Annotated in this window: 15 protein-coding genes; 3 read left to right on the top strand and 12 right to left on the bottom strand. The window is 67.9% G+C overall.

Annotated elements, in window-relative coordinates:
- Window positions 1–26: 26 nt before the first annotated feature.
- From GN331_RS15920 to pilG, 4 genes are read right to left on the bottom strand one after another with little or no spacing between them, the layout of a single operon-like run.
- Window positions 27–2,033 (bottom strand): methyl-accepting chemotaxis protein, encoded by a 2,007-nt coding sequence (locus GN331_RS15920; protein WP_156643280.1) that lies wholly within the window; start codon window positions 2,031–2,033, stop codon window positions 27–29.
- 30 nt (window positions 2,034–2,063) lie between these two features.
- Window positions 2,064–2,615 (bottom strand): chemotaxis protein CheW, encoded by a 552-nt coding sequence (locus tag GN331_RS15925; RefSeq protein WP_156643281.1) that lies wholly within the window; start codon window positions 2,613–2,615, stop codon window positions 2,064–2,066.
- A gap of 13 nt (window positions 2,616–2,628) precedes the next feature.
- The gene (locus tag GN331_RS15930; RefSeq protein ID WP_156643282.1) at window positions 2,629–2,994 is read right to left on the bottom strand and encodes a response regulator; all 366 of its coding nucleotides are present in this window, start codon (window positions 2,992–2,994) and stop codon (window positions 2,629–2,631) included.
- Between the two features lie 22 nt (window positions 2,995–3,016).
- Window positions 3,017–3,412, bottom strand: a complete 396-nt coding sequence (gene pilG / locus GN331_RS15935; RefSeq protein WP_036169627.1) for a twitching motility response regulator PilG — start codon at window positions 3,410–3,412, stop codon at window positions 3,017–3,019.
- A gap of 200 nt (window positions 3,413–3,612) precedes the next feature.
- Here pilG and gshB point away from each other — a divergent pair, with 200 nt between their 5' ends.
- Both gshB and GN331_RS15945 read left to right on the top strand, forming a co-directional pair.
- Window positions 3,613–4,575, top strand: a complete 963-nt coding sequence (gshB, locus tag GN331_RS15940) for a glutathione synthase (RefSeq protein ID WP_156643283.1) — start codon at window positions 3,613–3,615, stop codon at window positions 4,573–4,575.
- Window positions 4,576–4,609: 34 nt separating this feature from the next.
- Window positions 4,610–5,491 carry an energy transducer TonB gene (locus GN331_RS15945; RefSeq protein WP_156643284.1) on the top strand — a complete coding sequence of 294 codons (882 nt, stop codon included), beginning with the start codon at window positions 4,610–4,612 and terminating at the stop codon, window positions 5,489–5,491.
- Here GN331_RS15945 and GN331_RS15950 read toward each other — a convergent pair.
- From GN331_RS15950 to mrcB, 7 genes are all read right to left on the bottom strand, one after another.
- Entirely contained in the window at window positions 5,460–6,410 is a 951-nt protein-coding gene (locus GN331_RS15950) for a glycosyltransferase family 2 protein (RefSeq protein ID WP_156643285.1), read from the bottom strand. The genes GN331_RS15945 and GN331_RS15950 overlap by 32 nt on opposite strands.
- Before the next feature lie 85 nt (window positions 6,411–6,495).
- Window positions 6,496–6,954: a hypothetical protein gene (locus tag GN331_RS15955; protein ID WP_156643286.1), complete on the bottom strand. Its 459-nt coding sequence runs from the start codon at window positions 6,952–6,954 to the stop codon at window positions 6,496–6,498.
- Window positions 6,951–7,640, bottom strand: coding sequence for a tRNA (adenosine(37)-N6)-threonylcarbamoyltransferase complex dimerization subunit type 1 TsaB (gene tsaB / locus GN331_RS15960; RefSeq protein ID WP_331713521.1), 690 nt, complete (start codon window positions 7,638–7,640; stop codon window positions 6,951–6,953). The genes GN331_RS15955 and tsaB overlap by 4 nt, the downstream gene beginning before the upstream one ends.
- Window positions 7,637–8,041 carry a VOC family protein gene (locus tag GN331_RS15965; protein ID WP_156643287.1) on the bottom strand — a complete coding sequence of 135 codons (405 nt, stop codon included), beginning with the start codon at window positions 8,039–8,041 and terminating at the stop codon, window positions 7,637–7,639. Before GN331_RS15965 ends, tsaB begins: the two co-directional genes overlap by 4 nt.
- Window positions 8,034–10,037 (bottom strand): DNA repair helicase YoaA, encoded by a 2,004-nt coding sequence (yoaA, locus tag GN331_RS15970; RefSeq protein ID WP_156643288.1) that lies wholly within the window; start codon window positions 10,035–10,037, stop codon window positions 8,034–8,036. The genes GN331_RS15965 and yoaA overlap by 8 nt, the downstream gene beginning before the upstream one ends.
- A gap of 5 nt (window positions 10,038–10,042) precedes the next feature.
- Window positions 10,043–10,567 carry a hypothetical protein gene (locus tag GN331_RS15975; RefSeq protein ID WP_156643289.1) on the bottom strand — a complete coding sequence of 175 codons (525 nt, stop codon included), beginning with the start codon at window positions 10,565–10,567 and terminating at the stop codon, window positions 10,043–10,045.
- Window positions 10,564–12,984 carry a penicillin-binding protein 1B gene (gene mrcB, locus GN331_RS15980; protein WP_156643290.1) on the bottom strand — a complete coding sequence of 807 codons (2,421 nt, stop codon included), beginning with the start codon at window positions 12,982–12,984 and terminating at the stop codon, window positions 10,564–10,566. Before mrcB ends, GN331_RS15975 begins: the two co-directional genes overlap by 4 nt.
- A gap of 138 nt (window positions 12,985–13,122) precedes the next feature.
- Here mrcB and GN331_RS15985 point away from each other — a divergent pair, with 138 nt between their 5' ends.
- Window positions 13,123–15,240: a glycosyltransferase gene (locus GN331_RS15985; RefSeq protein ID WP_156643291.1), complete on the top strand. Its 2,118-nt coding sequence runs from the start codon at window positions 13,123–13,125 to the stop codon at window positions 15,238–15,240.
- On the opposite strand, the gene GN331_RS15990 is transcribed toward GN331_RS15985, so the two are convergent.
- Window positions 15,237–16,766 (bottom strand): hypothetical protein, encoded by a 1,530-nt coding sequence (locus tag GN331_RS15990; RefSeq protein WP_156643292.1) that lies wholly within the window; start codon window positions 16,764–16,766, stop codon window positions 15,237–15,239. The two genes, GN331_RS15985 and GN331_RS15990, sit on opposite strands and share 4 nt — an antisense overlap.
- Between the last annotated feature and the right edge of the window lies 1 nt (window position 16,767).

Raw genomic sequence — 16,767 nt, forward strand, 5'->3', positions numbered from 1 at the left:
GATTCCTTGCAGCAGCTGCCGCGTGATTAAGCAGGCAGCTTGAAGTCGGCGACCGAACGTCGCAGGTCGGCAGCGAGCTGGGCCAGGTTGCCGATCGACTCGGCCGTCTGGCTCGCACCCTGCGAGGTCTGCGAGGTGATCTGCTGAATCGTGTTCATCGTGGCGGTGATGTTCGCCGCGGCGCCGGACTGCTGCTGCGCTGCGGTCGAAATGCCCTGAATGAGGTTCGACAGGTCGGACGACACCTTTTCGATCTCGCCCAGCGCCGTACCCGCGTCTTCCGCGAGGCGTGCACCGGCGACCACTTCGGAGGTCGTCTGTTCCATCGAACTCACCGCTTCGTTGGTGTCGGACTGAATCGTCTGGACCAGCGTTTCGATTCGCTTCGTCGCGTTGGACGCGCGTTCGGCGAGTCGCTGCACTTCGTCCGCGACGACCGCGAAGCCGCGGCCCGCTTCACCGGCCGAGGCCGCCTGAATCGCGGCGTTCAGCGCGAGGATGTTCGTCTGCTCCGAGATGTCGTTGATCAGTTCAACGATCGAGCCGATTTCCTGCGAGCTTTCGCCGAGGCGCTTGATTCGCTTCGAGGTTTCCTGGATCTGGTCGCGAATCGAGTCCATGCCCGCGATCGTCTGGCGCACGACGCCGGCGCCCTTGGTCGCGATCTGCACCGAGCGCTGCGCCACGTCCGCCGATTCGGCCGAGTTGCGCGACACCTGGTTAATCGACGCCGCGATTTCGGTGATCTTGTCGGAGGCCGAGTTGATTTCCTGCGCCTGGTGTTCGGCGGCTTCGGCCAGGTGCATGGCGGTGGCCTGCGTTTCCTGCGCGCTCGAAGCGACCTGCACCGACGTGTCGTTAATCGTGGCCACCAGGCTGCGGAGCTGCTCGACCGCGAAGTTGATCGAGTCCGCGATGGCGCCGGTCATGTCTTCGGTGACCGTTGCCTTCACCGTCAGGTCGCCTTCTGCGAGCGAACCCATTTCGTCGAGGAGGCGCATGATCGCCTCCTGGTTGCGGTCGTTGAGTTCCTTCGTGGTTTCGAAGCGCTTCTGCTGCGCGCGCCACAAGGAGAACAACAAGCCGCCGAGCGAGAGGACCAGCAACAGGCCCGAGCCCAGCGTGACCAGCGGGTGGCCGACCGGGTTGGTGCTCTTGATCGAACCGAAGGCCGTCAGCGCGTCGAACAGGCTCTTGCTGTCGTCGAGCAGGGCGTCCGAACCGGTCGTGATCGACGTGGCGGCCGACTGCGCGGCGAAGAGGTTGCCCGAACCGGCGAGGATCGCGTCGAGGTCCTTCTTCATCTCCGTCCACAGGACGTTGGCCTGGTTCAGCGCGCCGATGGCTGCGCCGTTCGTCAGCTTCTGCACGTTGGCCGAACCGCCGTCGCGCAGGCCCTTGAGGACGTTTTCGAACACGTCGGTATCGCGCTTGAGCGCGTCGCCGGCGAGCGAGGCGGTCGCGCCACCGGCGCGGATCTGCGTCACGCGCTGGGCCATGGTCGATGCGAGCACCACCTGGCGCAGGGCGATGTAGACCTGCGAGGAGGGTGCGCCGCCGGCCGACATCGCGCGCACGACTTCGTCGAGCTGCGCCTGGAGCTGCGGGACCTTGGCGGTGAACTTGTCGGCGTGGCCGGCGAATTCGACGACCGTCTTCTCGGCGCCGATCACCTGCTCCGCGCTGCGACCCAGCGGGGCCCACGTGTTGGCGACCTTCTCGATCGGACCCGACACGCCGGCCTGGTCGCCGTAGCCATCGCGCAGGCGGGCCACGTTCGATTCGATTTCCGACTTGGTCGTCCGGAACGCAGCGAAGGCTTCCGGCTTGCCCGAGACCGCTTCACGGCCCTGGACCGCCAGCTGCTGCGAGAGCACCTGCAGGCTCGCCGCGTTGGCGTTGGCGCCCGACAGCTTGCTGCTGCGGTAGGTCGCGACGCCCGTGTTGCCGGCGAGCAGGACCAGCGAGAGGACCAGCAAGCCGATCCACGCCGTCGTGCCGATGCTGCGGCCCTTTTCCATCATCGTGCTCATGTCGAACCTCTATGTATTGCAGATGCGGCCTCAGGCCGCGGCTTGTCGGAATTCGGGAGTGCGCGCCAGCAGCGACAGGCTGAAGACGCCCCACGGGTGGTCGCCCAGGCGGTAGGCCCGTTCGATGAAGTGCGAGTACCGGCCTTCGGCCAGACCATCCGTGGCGATCTGTTGCTCGTCGACGAAGGAACGCTGTCCATACAGTTCGTCGATGGTGACGGCGACGTCGCCGCCGGCCTGGCGCACGATCAGCACGCGCTGGCCTTCGTGCAGCACGGTGCGTTCGCCTTCCAGGAATTGCTTGAGGTCGACGATCGGCAGCAGGTTGCCGCGGATGTTGGCGACGCCGAGCATCCACGGCTGCGCGCCCGGCACCGGCGTGACCGGCGGCAGCGGCAGGATTTCCACCACTTCGTCGAAGCCGGAAGCCAGGCGATGCTTGCCGATGCGATAGCCCACGCCGCGCCACAGACCGGGCGCGTCGAGCTGTTCGGGAAGGCCCGCGACGTGCGAGAGGCTGCGGCGCTCGTAGTCCGCGATGACCTCGTACGGCGACAGACGCAGTGGGGTCGGAGCGGTCATCACGGCCATGTCCTTACGCACCCAGAAGTTCGTTGATCCGCGCGATGAGGCTCGGCTCATGCGGCGGTTTCACGATGTAGTCCTTGGCTCCCTGCCGAAGTCCCCACGCCTTGTCGGTTTCCATCCCCTTGGTGCTGACGATCAACACCGGAATGGCACTCGTCGCGGCGTCCTTGGACAACGCACGCGTTGCCTGGAACCCGTTCATGCCGGGCAGGATGACGTCCATCAGGACGAGGTCGGGCAGCTCGCGCTTGCAGACGGCGATGCCGTCTTCCGCGCTTGCGGACGCAAGGACCTGGTGGCCGTTACGTTCAAGCAGCTGCGTGAGGACCGCCGTATCGGTCGGCGAGTCCTCGATCAGAAGGATTCTTGCCATGTTGCTGCCCTACCCCCCCGGTTCAGGCTGTAACGTGCTTGCGAATGGCGTCGAGCAGTTCTTCCCGAGTGAAAGGCTTGGTCAGGTACTGCTCGGAACCGACGATGCGACCCCGCGCTTTGTCGAACAGGCCGTCCTTGGAGGACAGCATGATCACGGGTGTCGACTTGAACATCTGGTTGTTCTTGATCAGTGCGCAGGTCTGATACCCGTCGAGGCGGGGCATCATGATGTCCACGAAAATGATCTGCGGTTGGTTGTCGGCGATCTTGGCGAGCGCTTCGAAGCCATCGGTTGCCGTCACGACCTCGGCACCCTCGCGCTTCAACAGCGTCTCGGCGGTGCGTCTGATCGTCTTCGAGTCGTCGATGACCATCACCCTCAGCCCACTGAGGTTGGTCGTCGCGTCTTCCTGCATCACGGGATCCCCTTCGAAACGCACGTCGCTCCCCTATTCCCCGGCGCCGCTGCGGACACTCTATATCCCAGACCGTTGCATCGCCGTCAAGCGGAAATTCAGCTTAATTCCCGAAGGAACGCATTCACGCGCATGCGGACGGGGGCAAGGGATGCGTGCCTGCTAACATCCGGCGCCATTGCCGCTGTCGCAGGCCACCCATGTTCGATGTCGTCGTGGTGATGGACCCCATCGGGTCGATCAAGATCGCCAAGGACTCCACGTTCGCGATGCTGCTCGAGGCGCAACGCCGCGGCCATCGCCTCTGGTACGTGCTGCCCGGTGGATTGTGGGTGCGCGACGGTCGCGCGGGGGCCACGGCCGCGCCGCTCGAAGTCCGGGACACCTACGGCAACCACTTCAAACTGGGAGATACGTCACAGTTTGAGCTGGGTGTGGGCCACGTGGTGCTGATGCGCACCGACCCGCCGGTCGACACCGACTATCTCAACGACACGCAGGTCCTGGGCCTCGCGCAGACCGCGGGCGCGCTGGTCGTCAACGATCCGCAGGGCCTGCGCGACCTCAACGAGAAGCTCGGCTCGCTCGAATTCCCGCAATGCTGCCCGCCCTCGCTGGTCTCGCGCGACGCCGCGGCGCTCAAGGCCTTCGTCGCCGAAGTCGGCCAGGCCGTGGTCAAGCCGCTCGACGGCATGGGCGGTCGTTCGATCTTCCGCGTCGCCGCCGGCGAGCCCAACGTCAACGTGATCCTCGAAACCATCACCGCCAACGGCCGCCACTTCGCCGTGGCGCAGAAGTACCTGCCGGAGATCGCGCAGGGCGACAAGCGCATCCTGCTGGTCGATGGCGAGCCGATCGACTACTGCCTGGCCCGCATTCCGCAGGGCGACGAATTCCGCGGCAACCTCGCCGCCGGCGGCCGCGGCGAAGGCCGCCCGCTGAGCGAACGCGATCGCTGGATCGCCGCCCAGGTCGGCCCCGAGATGCGCCGGCGCGGCATGGTGTTCGTGGGCCTGGATGTGATCGGCGACTGGCTGACCGAAGTGAACGTCACCAGCCCGACGTGCATCCGCGAACTCGACGCACAGTTCGGGATCAACATCGCCGGTACGCTGTTCGACGCGATCGAACGCCGCGCCGCGGTGGCTTTCGCCAAGCGCTGATTTCCGCCCGAGCCCGAAGAACCGCCCACCCTCGATGTCCGCAGTCGCCGCCCCGCCCCCGCCGCCGCAGATCGGCGACAACGCTCGCCTCGGCGCGACGGCGGTGTTCTCGCTGATCCTGCACGGCATCCTCGTGCTGGGCGTGGGCTTCGCGCTCGACGACGCCGCGCCCGTGCTGCCCACGCTCGACGTCATCCTGACCCAGGTGCAGAGCCCGCTGACGCCGAAGCAGGCCGACTTCCTCGCGCAGGCCAACAACGAAGGCGGCGGCGAACACGACAAGGCCTCGCGCCCCGGCGAAGCGCAGATCGGCATCGCCGACCGCCCCACGCCGGGCGTGGCCACGCAGCCGCTGCGCCGCCAGTCGCCCACGCCGCAACCGCCGCCCGAAGCGCGCGTGATCACCACGATGCGCAGCGACGCGCGCACGATGCAGCCGCTCGATACGCCGCCGCCGGTCGAAGCGCCCTACCCCGAAGGCCGCGCGAAAGTCGAACGCGACATGGAGATGGCGCGCCGCGCCGCCGAGATCCAGTTGCGCAGCGAGGCCTACGCCAAGCGCCCGAAGCGCAAGTTCGTTTCGGCCAGCACGAAGGAATACGCGTACGCCGCGTACATGCGCAATTGGGTCGACCGCGTGCAGCGCGTGGGCAATCTCAACTACCCCGATGAAGCGCGCCGTCGCCACATCGGCGGGCTGCTCGTGATCAGCGTGGCGATCCGTCGCGACGGCTCGGTCGAGAAGATGTCGATCATCGAATCCAGCCACATCCCGATGCTCGACGACGCCGCGCTGCGCATCGTCAAGTTTAGCGAGCCGTTCGCGCAGTTGCCGAAGACCGAGGAAAACGTCGACGTGTTGCACGTGACGCGTACCTGGCAATTCATGCCGGGCGGCGAGCTGATCGACCGCTGAGCCTGCGCAGGAACGTGGCGACGCGCCACGTTCGCGAGCGTTCCATCTTCGCGATCTGGTCGGCCTTCGCTTTCTCGGCAAGGCGGAGGCGTTCCAGTTCAGACGCCATGTCCCGAAGCCGTTGCACCGAGCCTGCGGGAAACAGCACCGGCACCTGATCCAGTTTGCGCACCACGTGGCCACAGTTGGCGTGCCACTCCGCGTCGTCGTGCACCACGACCGAGGTTTCCAGGTTGCGCCAATGCCGGTAGATGCAGCCGACGGATGGCGATGCGGTCACGCCCACGAGCAGGGCCACGCGCAGCAGGTAGTCCCAATCCTCGAACGTGGTCAGCGTTTCGTCGAAGCGTTCGCCGCGTTCGTGGAAGAGCGTGCGCGGGAACGCCACGCAATGCAGTGGCGTGCGGTTCTCGATGAAGTGGTCGAACAGATCGAAATGCGTCGCGTACAGCGGCTTCATCCCGCCGACGGCGTGCGAGGCCGTTCCGCCCGTGGCGGACGGCGTCAGTTCCCAATCCTGGCCGACGGCGACTTGCCGCAGCACCTGCCCAGGCGCGCGCCGCGCGAGGTGCTCGAAGGTTTCCACCCAATGTTCGAGCAGCAGATCATCGTCGTCGAATGCGGCGATGTAGTGTCCGCGCGCATCGGCGAATCCGACATTCAGCGGCGTCGCGCGCGTGCCACCGGTGGCCCGGACGAGGCGGACGCGATCCCGCAACTCAACGTGGAAATCGGCGATGACACGTTCCACCGCGCGTTGGCGGTCGGCGTCCAGATCATGGCCGACGATGCAGACTTCGAAATCCTGCGACGTCTGCGTGGACAGGCACAGCAGCGCCTCGCGCATCGTGGCGATGCGATTGCCCTGCGTTCGCATGACGACGGTGAGAAACGGCTTGCCCAGGAGGGGAGATTTCAACGCGGGGACTGCAAGGAAATACAGACCCGAATCTCAATCGGGTGGCGCGGCGCCCGCAATTGTCCTCGGGGGCAACTCGTCCAAGCTAATCGATCGCTGACCCGCCGATGCGTGCCATCGCGTCCGGGTCGATCCCGAAGATCAGCAGAGCCTCTTCGATCTCTTCGGCGCGCAGCAACGCGGCGTTCAACATCACGCGCGACCCCAGGTCGTCGATCAGCCACGCGCTGCCGAATGCGTCGAAGTAACACTTCTCGCGCACGACTCGCTCGATGCGAAGCGTGTTGTCGCCATAACCCGCCGGTGCGGAGATCTCGCCCGCACGCACGCGCACCGTCTGCAACCAAGGCATCAGGAAGCTGATGCCGAACGCGAACAGCGCGCCCGCGATGGCCGTAAAGACGACCCAGGCGGGCCACCAACCCTGGAAGGCGCCCGTCATTGCGATCAGCGCCGTGCTCACCGCGGCGGCGGCAATCGGCAAGGACGCCGCAGTCCGGGACGGCCGGAACTCGACGCAACCGTCGCCGGCATCGAGTTTCATCGTTTGCGGGCCTGCTGCTCCGCCAGGGTCAGCGCGACGTTGTCGCGCAGATACGCAGGTTCGACGCGTTCCGGCGCAACGCCTTCGCCGCGCTTGAACGCCTGTGCCGCAAGACGCGCGACATCGGAAGCGCGCGGTAACGCTTGCGCATCGATCCGTGCCAAGCGGCCTTCAAGCGTGTTCCGCAACACGCCATCGACGGCATCGAGCCCGGTGCCGACGCCGATCCATTCATTCGTTTCATCGGGCAGCGCGACCGCATCGGGCGCCGCCACGCGCTCGGCATCCAGCGCGAATGCGTTGTCGCCTTCGCAACGAAACGCGGCCACGTACACCTCGCCCATGCGCGCATCGATCGCGGCGAGCACGCGCGGCGCACGCGCCTGCAACGCAAGTGCGGCGAGCGTGGATACGGGAACGATCGGCCGGTCCAACGCGAGCGCGACACCTTGCGCCAACGCGATCGCCAGCCGCACGCCGGTGAACGCACCCGGCCCGCGACCGACGGCGATCGCATCGAGCGACGTGCGCGCGACACCGGCTTGCGCCAGCATTTCGTCCGCCCACGGCAGCGCGAGTTCGGCATGGCGGCGCGGCGCGATCTCGAAGCGTTCGCACACTTCGCCATCGACCCACACGGCCACCGAACATCCTTCGGTCGCGGTTTCGAACGCCAGCAGTTTCACGCCGAGGGCATGTCCTTGGGTTGTTCCCACAACTCGACGAGCCCGCCTTCGGGATCGATCACGTACCCGAACTTGCCGTGCTCGGTCGCCTGGTAGCGATCGTCCAGCACGCGACAGCCTTCATCGCGCAGCGCGGCGAGGACGGCATCGAGATCGTCGACGCGCAGGTTCACCATGTAGGGCTTGTTGCCCGGATCGAAATAATCGGACGAGGCCTTGAACGGCGACCACACGCTGTAGGCCTCCGCACCCGTTTCCTCGCGGCGCCACTTGAAGATGTGGCCGCCCCATTGTTCGGTGCCGACGTCGAGGTGCTTGGCGTACCAGGCGGTCAGCGCGGTGGGATCTTCGGCCTTGAAGAAGATGCCGCCGATGCCGTGCACGCGGGGACGATCAGCCATGGGTGTGCTCCTCGACGATGGTTGGGACCGGTTCTGACGGGGTCGATTCTGCCGCAAAGAACGCCGTCACGTCGGCGACATCGCGCGTCCGCGCGAAAGGCGGCAGCGATTCGAAGAACACGCGCCCATAACTCTTGCCGATCAGCCGCGGATCGCAGAGCACCAGCACGCCGCGGTCGGTTTCGCTGCGGATGAGCCGGCCGACGCCCTGCTTCAGCGCGATCACGGCCTGCGGCAGTTGTTCGTCGCGGAAAGGATTGCCGCCGCTGCGTCGGATCGCGTCCAGGCGCGCTTCGAACACCGGATCGTCGGGTGCGGCGAACGGAAGTTTGTCGATGACGACCACGCTCAGCGCATCGCCCGCGACGTCGACGCCTTCGCGGAAACTCGCGGCGCCCAGCAACACGCCGTTGCCGGAATCGCGGAAGCGCTGCAACAACACGTGGCGCGGCGCTTCGCCCTGCACGAACAAGGGCCACGGCCCGTCGCGCAACGCGGCCGCCGCTTCGCGCAACGCACGGTGCGAGGCGAACAACACGAATGCGCGCCCCTTGGAGGCTTCGAGCACCGGCGTCAGCGCATCGATGACGGCCGCGCCGTAATCGCGCGACATCGGCTCGGGCATGCGCGGCGGCAGGTAGCACAGCGCCTGCGCGTTCCAGTCGAAGGGACTGGGTTCCAGCAACGTTTGCGGATCGTCGAGGCCCAGGCGCGTTTGCAGGTGATCGAAGCCGCCGGCGACCGACAAGGTCGCCGACGTGAACACCCAGGCGGCGTGCGAACGCAGGCGGTGGTCGCGCAACGGGCCGGAGACATCCAACGGCGTGCGTTGCAAACGGAAACCACGCGGCGAGAGTTCGAACCACAGCACGTCGCCTTCGTCCGGCTCGCCGACGTCCGCGAAATCGCCGGCATCCGGCGATTCGACCCAGCGCTTCAAACGCCCCGCGAAATCCTGCGCGCGCGCATGGCACGCTTCGAAACCCGGCGATGCCTCGCGTAAGCCGGCCAACGCATCGACGAACCCCTGCAGGCTCTCGATCAACTGCGCACACGCTTCGCGCACCGGCGCATCCTGCAGCGCGCGGCCGCGCGTGCCGCGCGTCGGCAGCACTTCCATCGCTGCACGCAACACGCGTGTGGCATGTTCGAGTTGTTGCGCGGGCCCTTGCACCGTCGCGATCGACGCACTCACGTCCTTGCATTCGGCGATCGCATCGCGCGCGAGTTCGACCAAGGGCCGCGCGCCCACGCCTTCGCCGAAGAACTGCGCGGCCAGGTCCGGCAACTGATGCGCTTCGTCGACCACGAAGGCCTGCGCACCCGGCAGGATTTCGCCGAAGCCTTCCTGCTTCAATGCCAGATCGGCGAGCAACAAGTGGTGATTCACGACGACGATATCCGCCGCCTGCGCGCGCGCACGTGCCTGCACGACGAAGCAGTCCGACCAGAACGGGCACTCGCTGCCGAGGCAATTCTCGGCGGTGCTGGTCACCATCGGCAGCAGCGGCGAATCCTCGGGCAACGCGTCGAGTTCGGACATGTCGCCCATGCGCGTGCGGCCGCTCCACGACACGATGCGCTGGAACTGCGCGATCTGTTCGCGATTGGCGAAGCGCGGCTCGCCCTTCGCGCGTTCGAGGCGATGCTTGCACAGGTAATTCGCGCGGCCCTTGAGCAGCGCGGTCTTGATCGGCGTACCGAGCGCATCGCGCACGCGCGGCAGATCGCGCAGGAACAACTGATCCTGCAGCGCGCGCGTGCCGGTCGAAATGATCGTCTTCAGGCCCGACAGCAGCGCCGGCACGAGATACGCGTACGTCTTGCCCGTGCCGGTGCCCGCTTCGGCGAGCAAGGTGCCGCGCGCGTCGAATGCATCGGCCACCGCAGCCGAAAGCCGCTGCTGCGAGGCGCGCGGGACGAAGGCGGGAATGGCGTCGGCGAGCGCGCCGCCTTCGGCGAGCGCGTCGCGCGCGGAGGCGGACAGGTCGGACATCGCCCTCAGTATCGCGGCGGCGCGGTCACCTTGCACGCGTCGCGTTGACGCTGCGCGTCCGTGGCGGCCGCGGTATCGCCGCGTTCCAAGCGCACCACGTGCACGGTTTCCCAATGGCGGCGGCACAGGGGGCCGACCTTGGCACCGACGTCGATGCCCTGGCGCGCGAAGCGTTCGGCGCCGTCGAGATCGCGGTTCAGCAAGGCCGCTTCGGCGCGCTCCTGCAGGATCGCCGGGTCGTCGCCGACTTCGGCGATCACCTGGTCGAGCGTTGTCGCGGCATCGGCATAGCGCTGTTCACGCTCGGCGCGCATGGCATCGGCGCGCAGGCCTTCGACCATCGGGTCGCGCAACGGGCGGATCGCGAGTTCGTCCTTCGCATCGTCCGGGCCTGCGGCCGCGCGGATCTGCGCGACGAGCGCGACCGGGTCGTACGCGGGTTCCGTGCTGTCGGCCGACGGTGGCGGCGTGGTCGCGCAAGCGGAAAGCGCCAGCACGCACGCGATCGCGAAGCCCGAACGCAAGCTCATTGCTCTTCCTGCGGCGCCTGCTGCGGCTGCGGCGGTTGTTGCGGCTGCTGCTGCGGTTGTTCGTCCTTGCCGAACCCGAACCAATCGCGCCAGCCGCCCGATTCATCCGCGGCCTGCTGCTGCACCTGGCACGGTTCGAACGGCGGCTGGAACCCGGTGACAAAGGCGAAGCGGCGCGCACCCGGGCACTCGGGGTTCGTCGCGTTGCCGCCGACGACCCACTGCCAATCCAGGCCCTTGTCGCCGATTTCCAGCGGCCGGCTCGGCAGGCGCGAGAAGATGCCCGACCACACGCGCATGCCGCCGGTCGCGCCGTAGAGGCCCGTCGGCTGGTTCTGGTCGTTGCCGACCCAGACCACCGCGAGATGATCGCCCGTGTAACCGGCGAACCAGCTGTCGCGGCTGTCGTTGGACGTGCCGGTCTTGCCCGCGGCCTGCAGGCGACCGAGGCCGTCGCTCAGCAAAGGACGGCCCGTACCCGACGTCACCGCGTGTTGGAGCGCCGTGCCGATCAGGCGCGCGGCGATCGCGTCGCCTTCCTGCGCGGGCGCCGGTGCGATGTCGTAACGCGTGAGCGCCTTGCCGTTCGCATTGAGCACGCCGCGTACCGCATGCAGCGGCTGGATTTCGCCGCCCGATGCGAGGAACTGATACAGCTGCGCCATCGCATAAGGGCTCTGGTCCACCGCGCCGAGGATCAATGCCGGATGCGGATCGGCCTCGATGCCCGCGAGCACCTTGATCAACGCGGCCAGGCGACGCGGATCGACCTGCATGCCCACGCGCACCGTGGCCTGGTTATAGGACATGCCGAGTGCGTCGATCATCCGCACCAGCCCATGGCTGCGACCGTCGGAATTGCCCGGCGTCCAGCGCTTGCCGCGCCCGAGCGTCACCGCGACCGGCGCGTCGTCCACGTAACTGGCGAGCGAAAACTTCTGCGGCTGCGCGAGCGCGAGCAGATACACGAAGGGCTTGAGCAGCGAACCGACCGGACGCTGCGCTTCCACCGCGCGATTGAAGCCCTGCTCCTGGAAACTGCGGCTGCCGACGACGGCGACGACATCGCCGTTGTGCACGTCGGTCACCACCAGGCCGGCCTGCAGCGGCGGGCGCTTCTTGTTTTCGACGGCCTTGAGCGTGCGCGTCACCGCGCCTTCGGCATAGGCCTGCGCGGAGGGCGACATCGCGCTGAGCACCGTCAGGCCCGCGCCCTGCAGCGCGTCGGCCGGATAGTCGCGCGCAAGCTGGCGGCGCACGAGGTCGACATACGCGGGAAAACGATTGGCGATGTTGACCGGCGTCTTCGTTACGCCGAGCGGCGCGTCCTTCGCACGCGCGAACTCTTCGTCGTTGATCAGCCCGGACTCGTGCATCTTGCCGAGCGCGAAGTTGCGACGCTCCGTCGCGCGTTCCGGATTGCGGCGCGGATCGTAGAGCGACGGGCCGCGCACCATGCCGATCAGCAGCGCAACCTGTTCGGTCGACAGGTCCCGCAGGTCGCGGCCGAACCAGAATTCCGACGCCGCGGCCACGCCATGGATCGCCTGCGAACCCTGCTGGCCCAGGTACACCTGGTTGAAGTAGGCCTCGAGGATCGTCTTCTTGTCGTAGCGCGCTTCGATCAGCAGCGCATAGAGGACTTCGTTGAACTTGCGGGTGAAGGTTTGTTCCTTGCCGATGCCGAGCAGGCCGCTGCGCGCGAGCTGCTGGGTGATCGTGCTGGCGCCCTGCCTGGCTTCGCCCGAACGCAGGTTCACCCACACCGCGCGCGCGATGCCGGACAGGTCGATGCCGTGGTGGCGATTGAAGTCGCGGTCCTCGACCGCCTGCAGGCCGGTGACGAGGAGCTCGGGCACTTCCTCGATGCGCACGATGCGGCGCTCTTCCTGCTGCTGGCCGTAGAGCGTGGCGATGCGCGCCGGATCCAGGCGCGCGACCTTCACCGCTTGCTTGCGCGCCGAGTCGCGCACGCTGGCCACGCGCGAACCCGACAGCACGACGTCGATCCGGCGCGGCGCGACCTGGCCGTCGACATCGAAGAACCCACGGCTGGCGATGTGCCAACGCCCGCCATCGCGCGAATAGGTGCCCGGACGCACGCCCGCGCCGTCGTCGCGATAGCCGGCGGCCTCCAGTTCGGTCTTGAGCGTCTGCGCATCCATCGCGGTGCCCGCGCGCAGCACCAGCGGTCGCGCATACACGCGCGTGGGCAACTGCCAGCGCAACTGGCCGAAGCGCTCGCCGACCTGGTGGTTGAGGTAGATCGTGTACGGAATCAGGAACCCGAGCCCCAGGCCGACCGCGGCCAGGCCCCAGGTCAGCAGCCGGCGGCGCCAGCCGGGCGTCGAAGGACTGCCGTGTGCGTGGCTGCCGTCGTCGTCTTCGTCGTATTCGATCCGCGGGGCTTTGGGCATTGGGTCTTCGGAATCAGGCCCGCTGGCCGTGGGCCGGGGCGATGCGACAATGGAGCCGCGAGTCTAGCGCAGGGCCCTGTCCACGCCAGTTCGCGCCCCGTGGCCCATCCCCCTTTCTTCAGCCGGAGTTGTGTTGGCATGTCGATGACCCCGGCCGATGCCCGGTTCTTCCTGCGACGCGCCGTCGGGTTGGCGACGCGCGGGCTGGCGAGCCTGCGCACGCGCGGGTGGTCGGCGACGCTGGCGCAGGCGCGGCTGCGGTTCGCACCTGCGCCCGCCACGAAGGGCGCGCCGCTGTATCGGCCCGATGTCGCGCCATTCGCCCCCTTCGCATTGCCCGACACGCTGCAGGTCAGCGGACCGGCGCCACGCGCGAGCATCGTGATCCCGGTCTACGGGCAGTTCGCGCGCACGCTCGCCTGCCTGCGCGCGCTGGCGGCGCATCCGCCGGCGATCCGGGCCGAGGTGATCGTCGTCGATGACGGATCGACCGACGAAACGCCGGACGCCCTGCCCCACGTCGAAGGCCTGCGTTACCACCGCCGCGCCGAGAACGGTGGCTTCATCGCCGCCTGCAACGACGGCGCATCGCTCGCGCGCGGCGAATACGTCGTCTTCCTCAACAACGACACGATTCCGCAACCCGGTTGGCTCGACGCGTTGCTGCGCACCTTCGACGACCACGCGAACGTCGGCCTGGTCGGCGCGCAACTGCTCTATCCCGATGGCCGTTTGCAGGAAGCCGGCGGCGTGGTGTTCGCCGACGGCAGCGGCTGGAACTACGGCCGCCGCGCATCGCGCGAGGATTGCCGCTACGCCTACGTCCGCGATTGCGATTACGCGAGCGGCGCGGCGATCGCATTGCCACGCGCGTTGTTCGCCGAACTCGGCGGCTTCGCCCACGCCTATGCGCCGGCGTATTACGAAGACACCGACCTCGCCTTCGCCGTGCGCGCACGCGGCTTGCGCGTGCTGTACCAGCCCGACGCGGTGGTCGTGCACGACGAAGGCGGTACCGCGGGCACCGACGTCAACGTCGGCCCGAAGGCGTCGCAGGTGCGCAACCAGGTCACGTTCGAAGCCCGCTGGCGCGACACGCTCGCGACACACGCCGCGCCCGGCACGATTCCGACGCCGGCCGTGCTGCACGCACGTTCGCCGCAAGTACTGATCATCGATGCACTCACGCCGCACCCGGACCACGACTCGGGTTCGCTGCGCCTGGTGAACCTGATGCGCTTGCTGCGCGAGGAAGGCGCGCACGTCGTCTTCCTGCCGGCCAATCGCGCGAACGACGGCGCCGCCACGCACGCGCTGCAGCACCTGGGCGTGGAATGCTGGTACGCGCCGTTCGCACCGCGCGCACCGGCGTGGTTCCGCGAACACGGGCGCCGCTTCGACACGATCGTGCTGAGCCGCCACTACGTCGCCTCCGAATTCCTTCCTCTCGCACGCAAGCACGCCCCGCAGGCGCGCGTGGTGTTCGACACCGTCGACCTGCATTACCTGCGCGAAGCACGCGGCGCGGACCTGGTGAACGATGCGGCCCTGCGTCGCATGGCGCTGCGCACGCGGACGCTCGAACTCGATGTCATCGCGCGCAGCGACGCCACGCTGGTCGTGAGCGATGTCGAACGCAAATTGCTCGCCATCGATGCGCCCGGCGCGCAAGTCGAGATCCTGTCGAACCTGCACCAGATCGCGGGCGCGGGGCATCCGTTCGCGCATCGCGAAGACCTCGTGTTCGTCGGCGGTTTTCGTCATCCGCCGAACGTGGATGCGGTGCGGTGGTTCGTCGAAGCGATCTTCCCGGCCGTGCGCGCGCGCCTGCCGAACGTGCGCTTCCACTGCATCGGCAGCCATGCGACGGACGCGATCCTTGCGTTGGGCAAGATCGACGGCGTGATCGTGCACGGCCACGTGCCCGACATCGATCCCTTCATGCGTGGCGGGCGGATCGCGATCGCGCCGCTGCGCTACGGCGCCGGCGTGAAAGGCAAGGTCAACCTGAGCATGGCGCACGGGCAACCGGTGGTCGCGACGTCGTGCGCGGTCGAAGGCATGCATCTGCGCGCGGGTGAGGACGCGCTGGTCGCCGACGATGCGCAAGGCTTCGCCGATGCGATCGTGCGGCTCTACGAAGACGAAGCCTTGTGGACGCGCCTGCGCGACAACGCGCTGGTGAACGTCGAGAAGCATTTCTCGCTCGACGCGGGGCGCGACGTCGTGCGCCGCGTATTGCTCGGCAAGCCCTAGCGGCGCGAGGCCAGGCGCAGGCGCTCGGCGAAGGCGTCGAGCCCTTCGGCATTCGGATCCAGGGCGCGCGCGGAGGTCAACGCACGCTGCGCCGTCGAGATTTCCCCTGCGCCCAGGCGTTCCTGGCCCACCGCGATCCAACGCATCGCGAGGCGATTGCGCGCCTCCGACACGCCGGCGCGACTGTCGCCGAGTTGTTCGCGCGCATCCAGGCAGCCTTCCGCGCGCACGAGGCGATTGGCGCGCAGCGCATCGTCGAAACACGTGCGCGCCGCGGGCAACAGGCGCGCTTGCGCGGCGCGCACCGAAGGATCGTCCGGCGCCAGTGCACGCGCACGGCGAATTTGATCGTAGGCACTGTCGCCGGGCGGCGTGAGCAGGTCGCCACGCGCTTCGGATTCCGCGGCGCCGGCAAGCAGGCGCCGCACTTCGGCGATGCGACCGGGCGTGGATGCACGCGCCGGCAAGCGTTCGCCGCGTTCGCGCGATTGCGCGAGGTGGCGCTCGGCTTCGCCGATCGCCGGGGATTTCGGATCGATCATGCGCGCCAGGTCGAGCGCTCGCTGCGCCTCGTCGAAATCGAAATCCGACGCCGCGCGCTGGCTGCGTGCCGCCCATGCGGCCGCCAGGCGCGTGAGGTTGTCGCGCGCCTGCGCATCGTTCGGATCCAGCGCGAGTGCGGCGCGATACGCGTCGGTGGCCGCGTCGAGTTTCTTACCTCGCAACGCGATATCGCCGCGCGCGCGCTGTTTGTCGCGTGCCTGCGTCAACGCCGCCTGTGCATCCGGCAGGCCCACGTGGCCGGGGTCGAAATCGCGCACGCGCGCCACCAGCGCACCGGCGTCCTCGAACTCGCCCTTCTGCAGGTGCGCCTGTGCCTGCTGCAACAGTTGCGAGAGCGTGTCCTCGCGGCCTTCGAGCGCGGTGTTGTTCGACGGCTGCATCGACAACACTTCCTTGTACAGCGGCAGCGCGGCTTTCGGATCGCCGTCGAGATGGCCGGCCTGGCGCGCGGCCGCCGCATCGGCGAGCAGCGTGTCGATGGCGACGATGTCGACTTCGTGCTGGCGCAGGCGCTCTTCGATGCGATCGACCTGCGCGCTCGGCACCGCGAGTTCGCGCGCGAGCCGCAAGGCCAGGTGTGCTTCCTGGAACTTGCGCGCATCCGTCGCCTTGTCGGCTTTCGCCAGCGCGACTTCGCCGACGCGCTGCAAACCGGCGCGCGCTTCGTCGCGATCCGAATCCATCGCCAGGGCCGATGCATACAGCTCGCGCGCGCCGGTGCCGTCGGGCGAAGTGAGCTTGCCCGCCTGCAATGCGCGCGCGGCAGCATCCAGCGTCTGTTGGTACTGCGCTTCGGGATAGAGGCGATCGGACATCGGTTGCCGGAAGGCGACGATCAGCACGACGAGCCCGAGCAGGCCGACGGCGCCGAATTCCACGCGCCGACGCAACGCGGGCGGCCAGCGGCGCACCCAGTCGAGGAAGCGGAGGCGGAGCGGATCGCGGACGCGCACGCGGGCCATG

Source organism: Noviluteimonas gilva (assembly GCF_009740395.1).
Taxonomy (GTDB): Bacteria; Pseudomonadota; Gammaproteobacteria; order Xanthomonadales; family Xanthomonadaceae; genus Noviluteimonas; species Noviluteimonas gilva.

Excerpts from the sequence above, each read along its gene's own strand:
- mrcB (WP_156643290.1), bottom strand. The coding sequence starts at position 12,984 with ATGCCCAAAGCCCCGCGGATCGAATACGACGAAGACGACGACGGCAGC.
- GN331_RS15965 (WP_156643287.1), bottom strand. The coding sequence starts at position 8,041 with ATGGCTGATCGTCCCCGCGTGCACGGCATCGGCGGCATCTTCTTCAAG.
- GN331_RS15920 (WP_156643280.1), bottom strand. The coding sequence starts at position 2,033 with ATGAGCACGATGATGGAAAAGGGCCGCAGCATCGGCACGACGGCGTGG.
- GN331_RS15955 (WP_156643286.1), bottom strand. The coding sequence starts at position 6,954 with ATGAAACTCGATGCCGGCGACGGTTGCGTCGAGTTCCGGCCGTCCCGG.
- GN331_RS15990 (WP_156643292.1), bottom strand. The coding sequence starts at position 16,766 with ATGGCCCGCGTGCGCGTCCGCGATCCGCTCCGCCTCCGCTTCCTCGAC.
- gshB (WP_156643283.1), top strand. The coding sequence starts at position 3,613 with ATGTTCGATGTCGTCGTGGTGATGGACCCCATCGGGTCGATCAAGATC.
- GN331_RS15925 (WP_156643281.1), bottom strand. The coding sequence starts at position 2,615 with ATGACCGCTCCGACCCCACTGCGTCTGTCGCCGTACGAGGTCATCGCG.
- GN331_RS15930 (WP_156643282.1), bottom strand. The coding sequence starts at position 2,994 with ATGGCAAGAATCCTTCTGATCGAGGACTCGCCGACCGATACGGCGGTC.
- GN331_RS15985 (WP_156643291.1), top strand. The coding sequence starts at position 13,123 with ATGTCGATGACCCCGGCCGATGCCCGGTTCTTCCTGCGACGCGCCGTC.
- GN331_RS15945 (WP_156643284.1), top strand. The coding sequence starts at position 4,610 with ATGTCCGCAGTCGCCGCCCCGCCCCCGCCGCCGCAGATCGGCGACAAC.
- GN331_RS15975 (WP_156643289.1), bottom strand. The coding sequence starts at position 10,567 with ATGAGCTTGCGTTCGGGCTTCGCGATCGCGTGCGTGCTGGCGCTTTCC.
- pilG (WP_036169627.1), bottom strand. The coding sequence starts at position 3,412 with ATGCAGGAAGACGCGACGACCAACCTCAGTGGGCTGAGGGTGATGGTC.
- yoaA (WP_156643288.1), bottom strand. The coding sequence starts at position 10,037 with ATGTCCGACCTGTCCGCCTCCGCGCGCGACGCGCTCGCCGAAGGCGGC.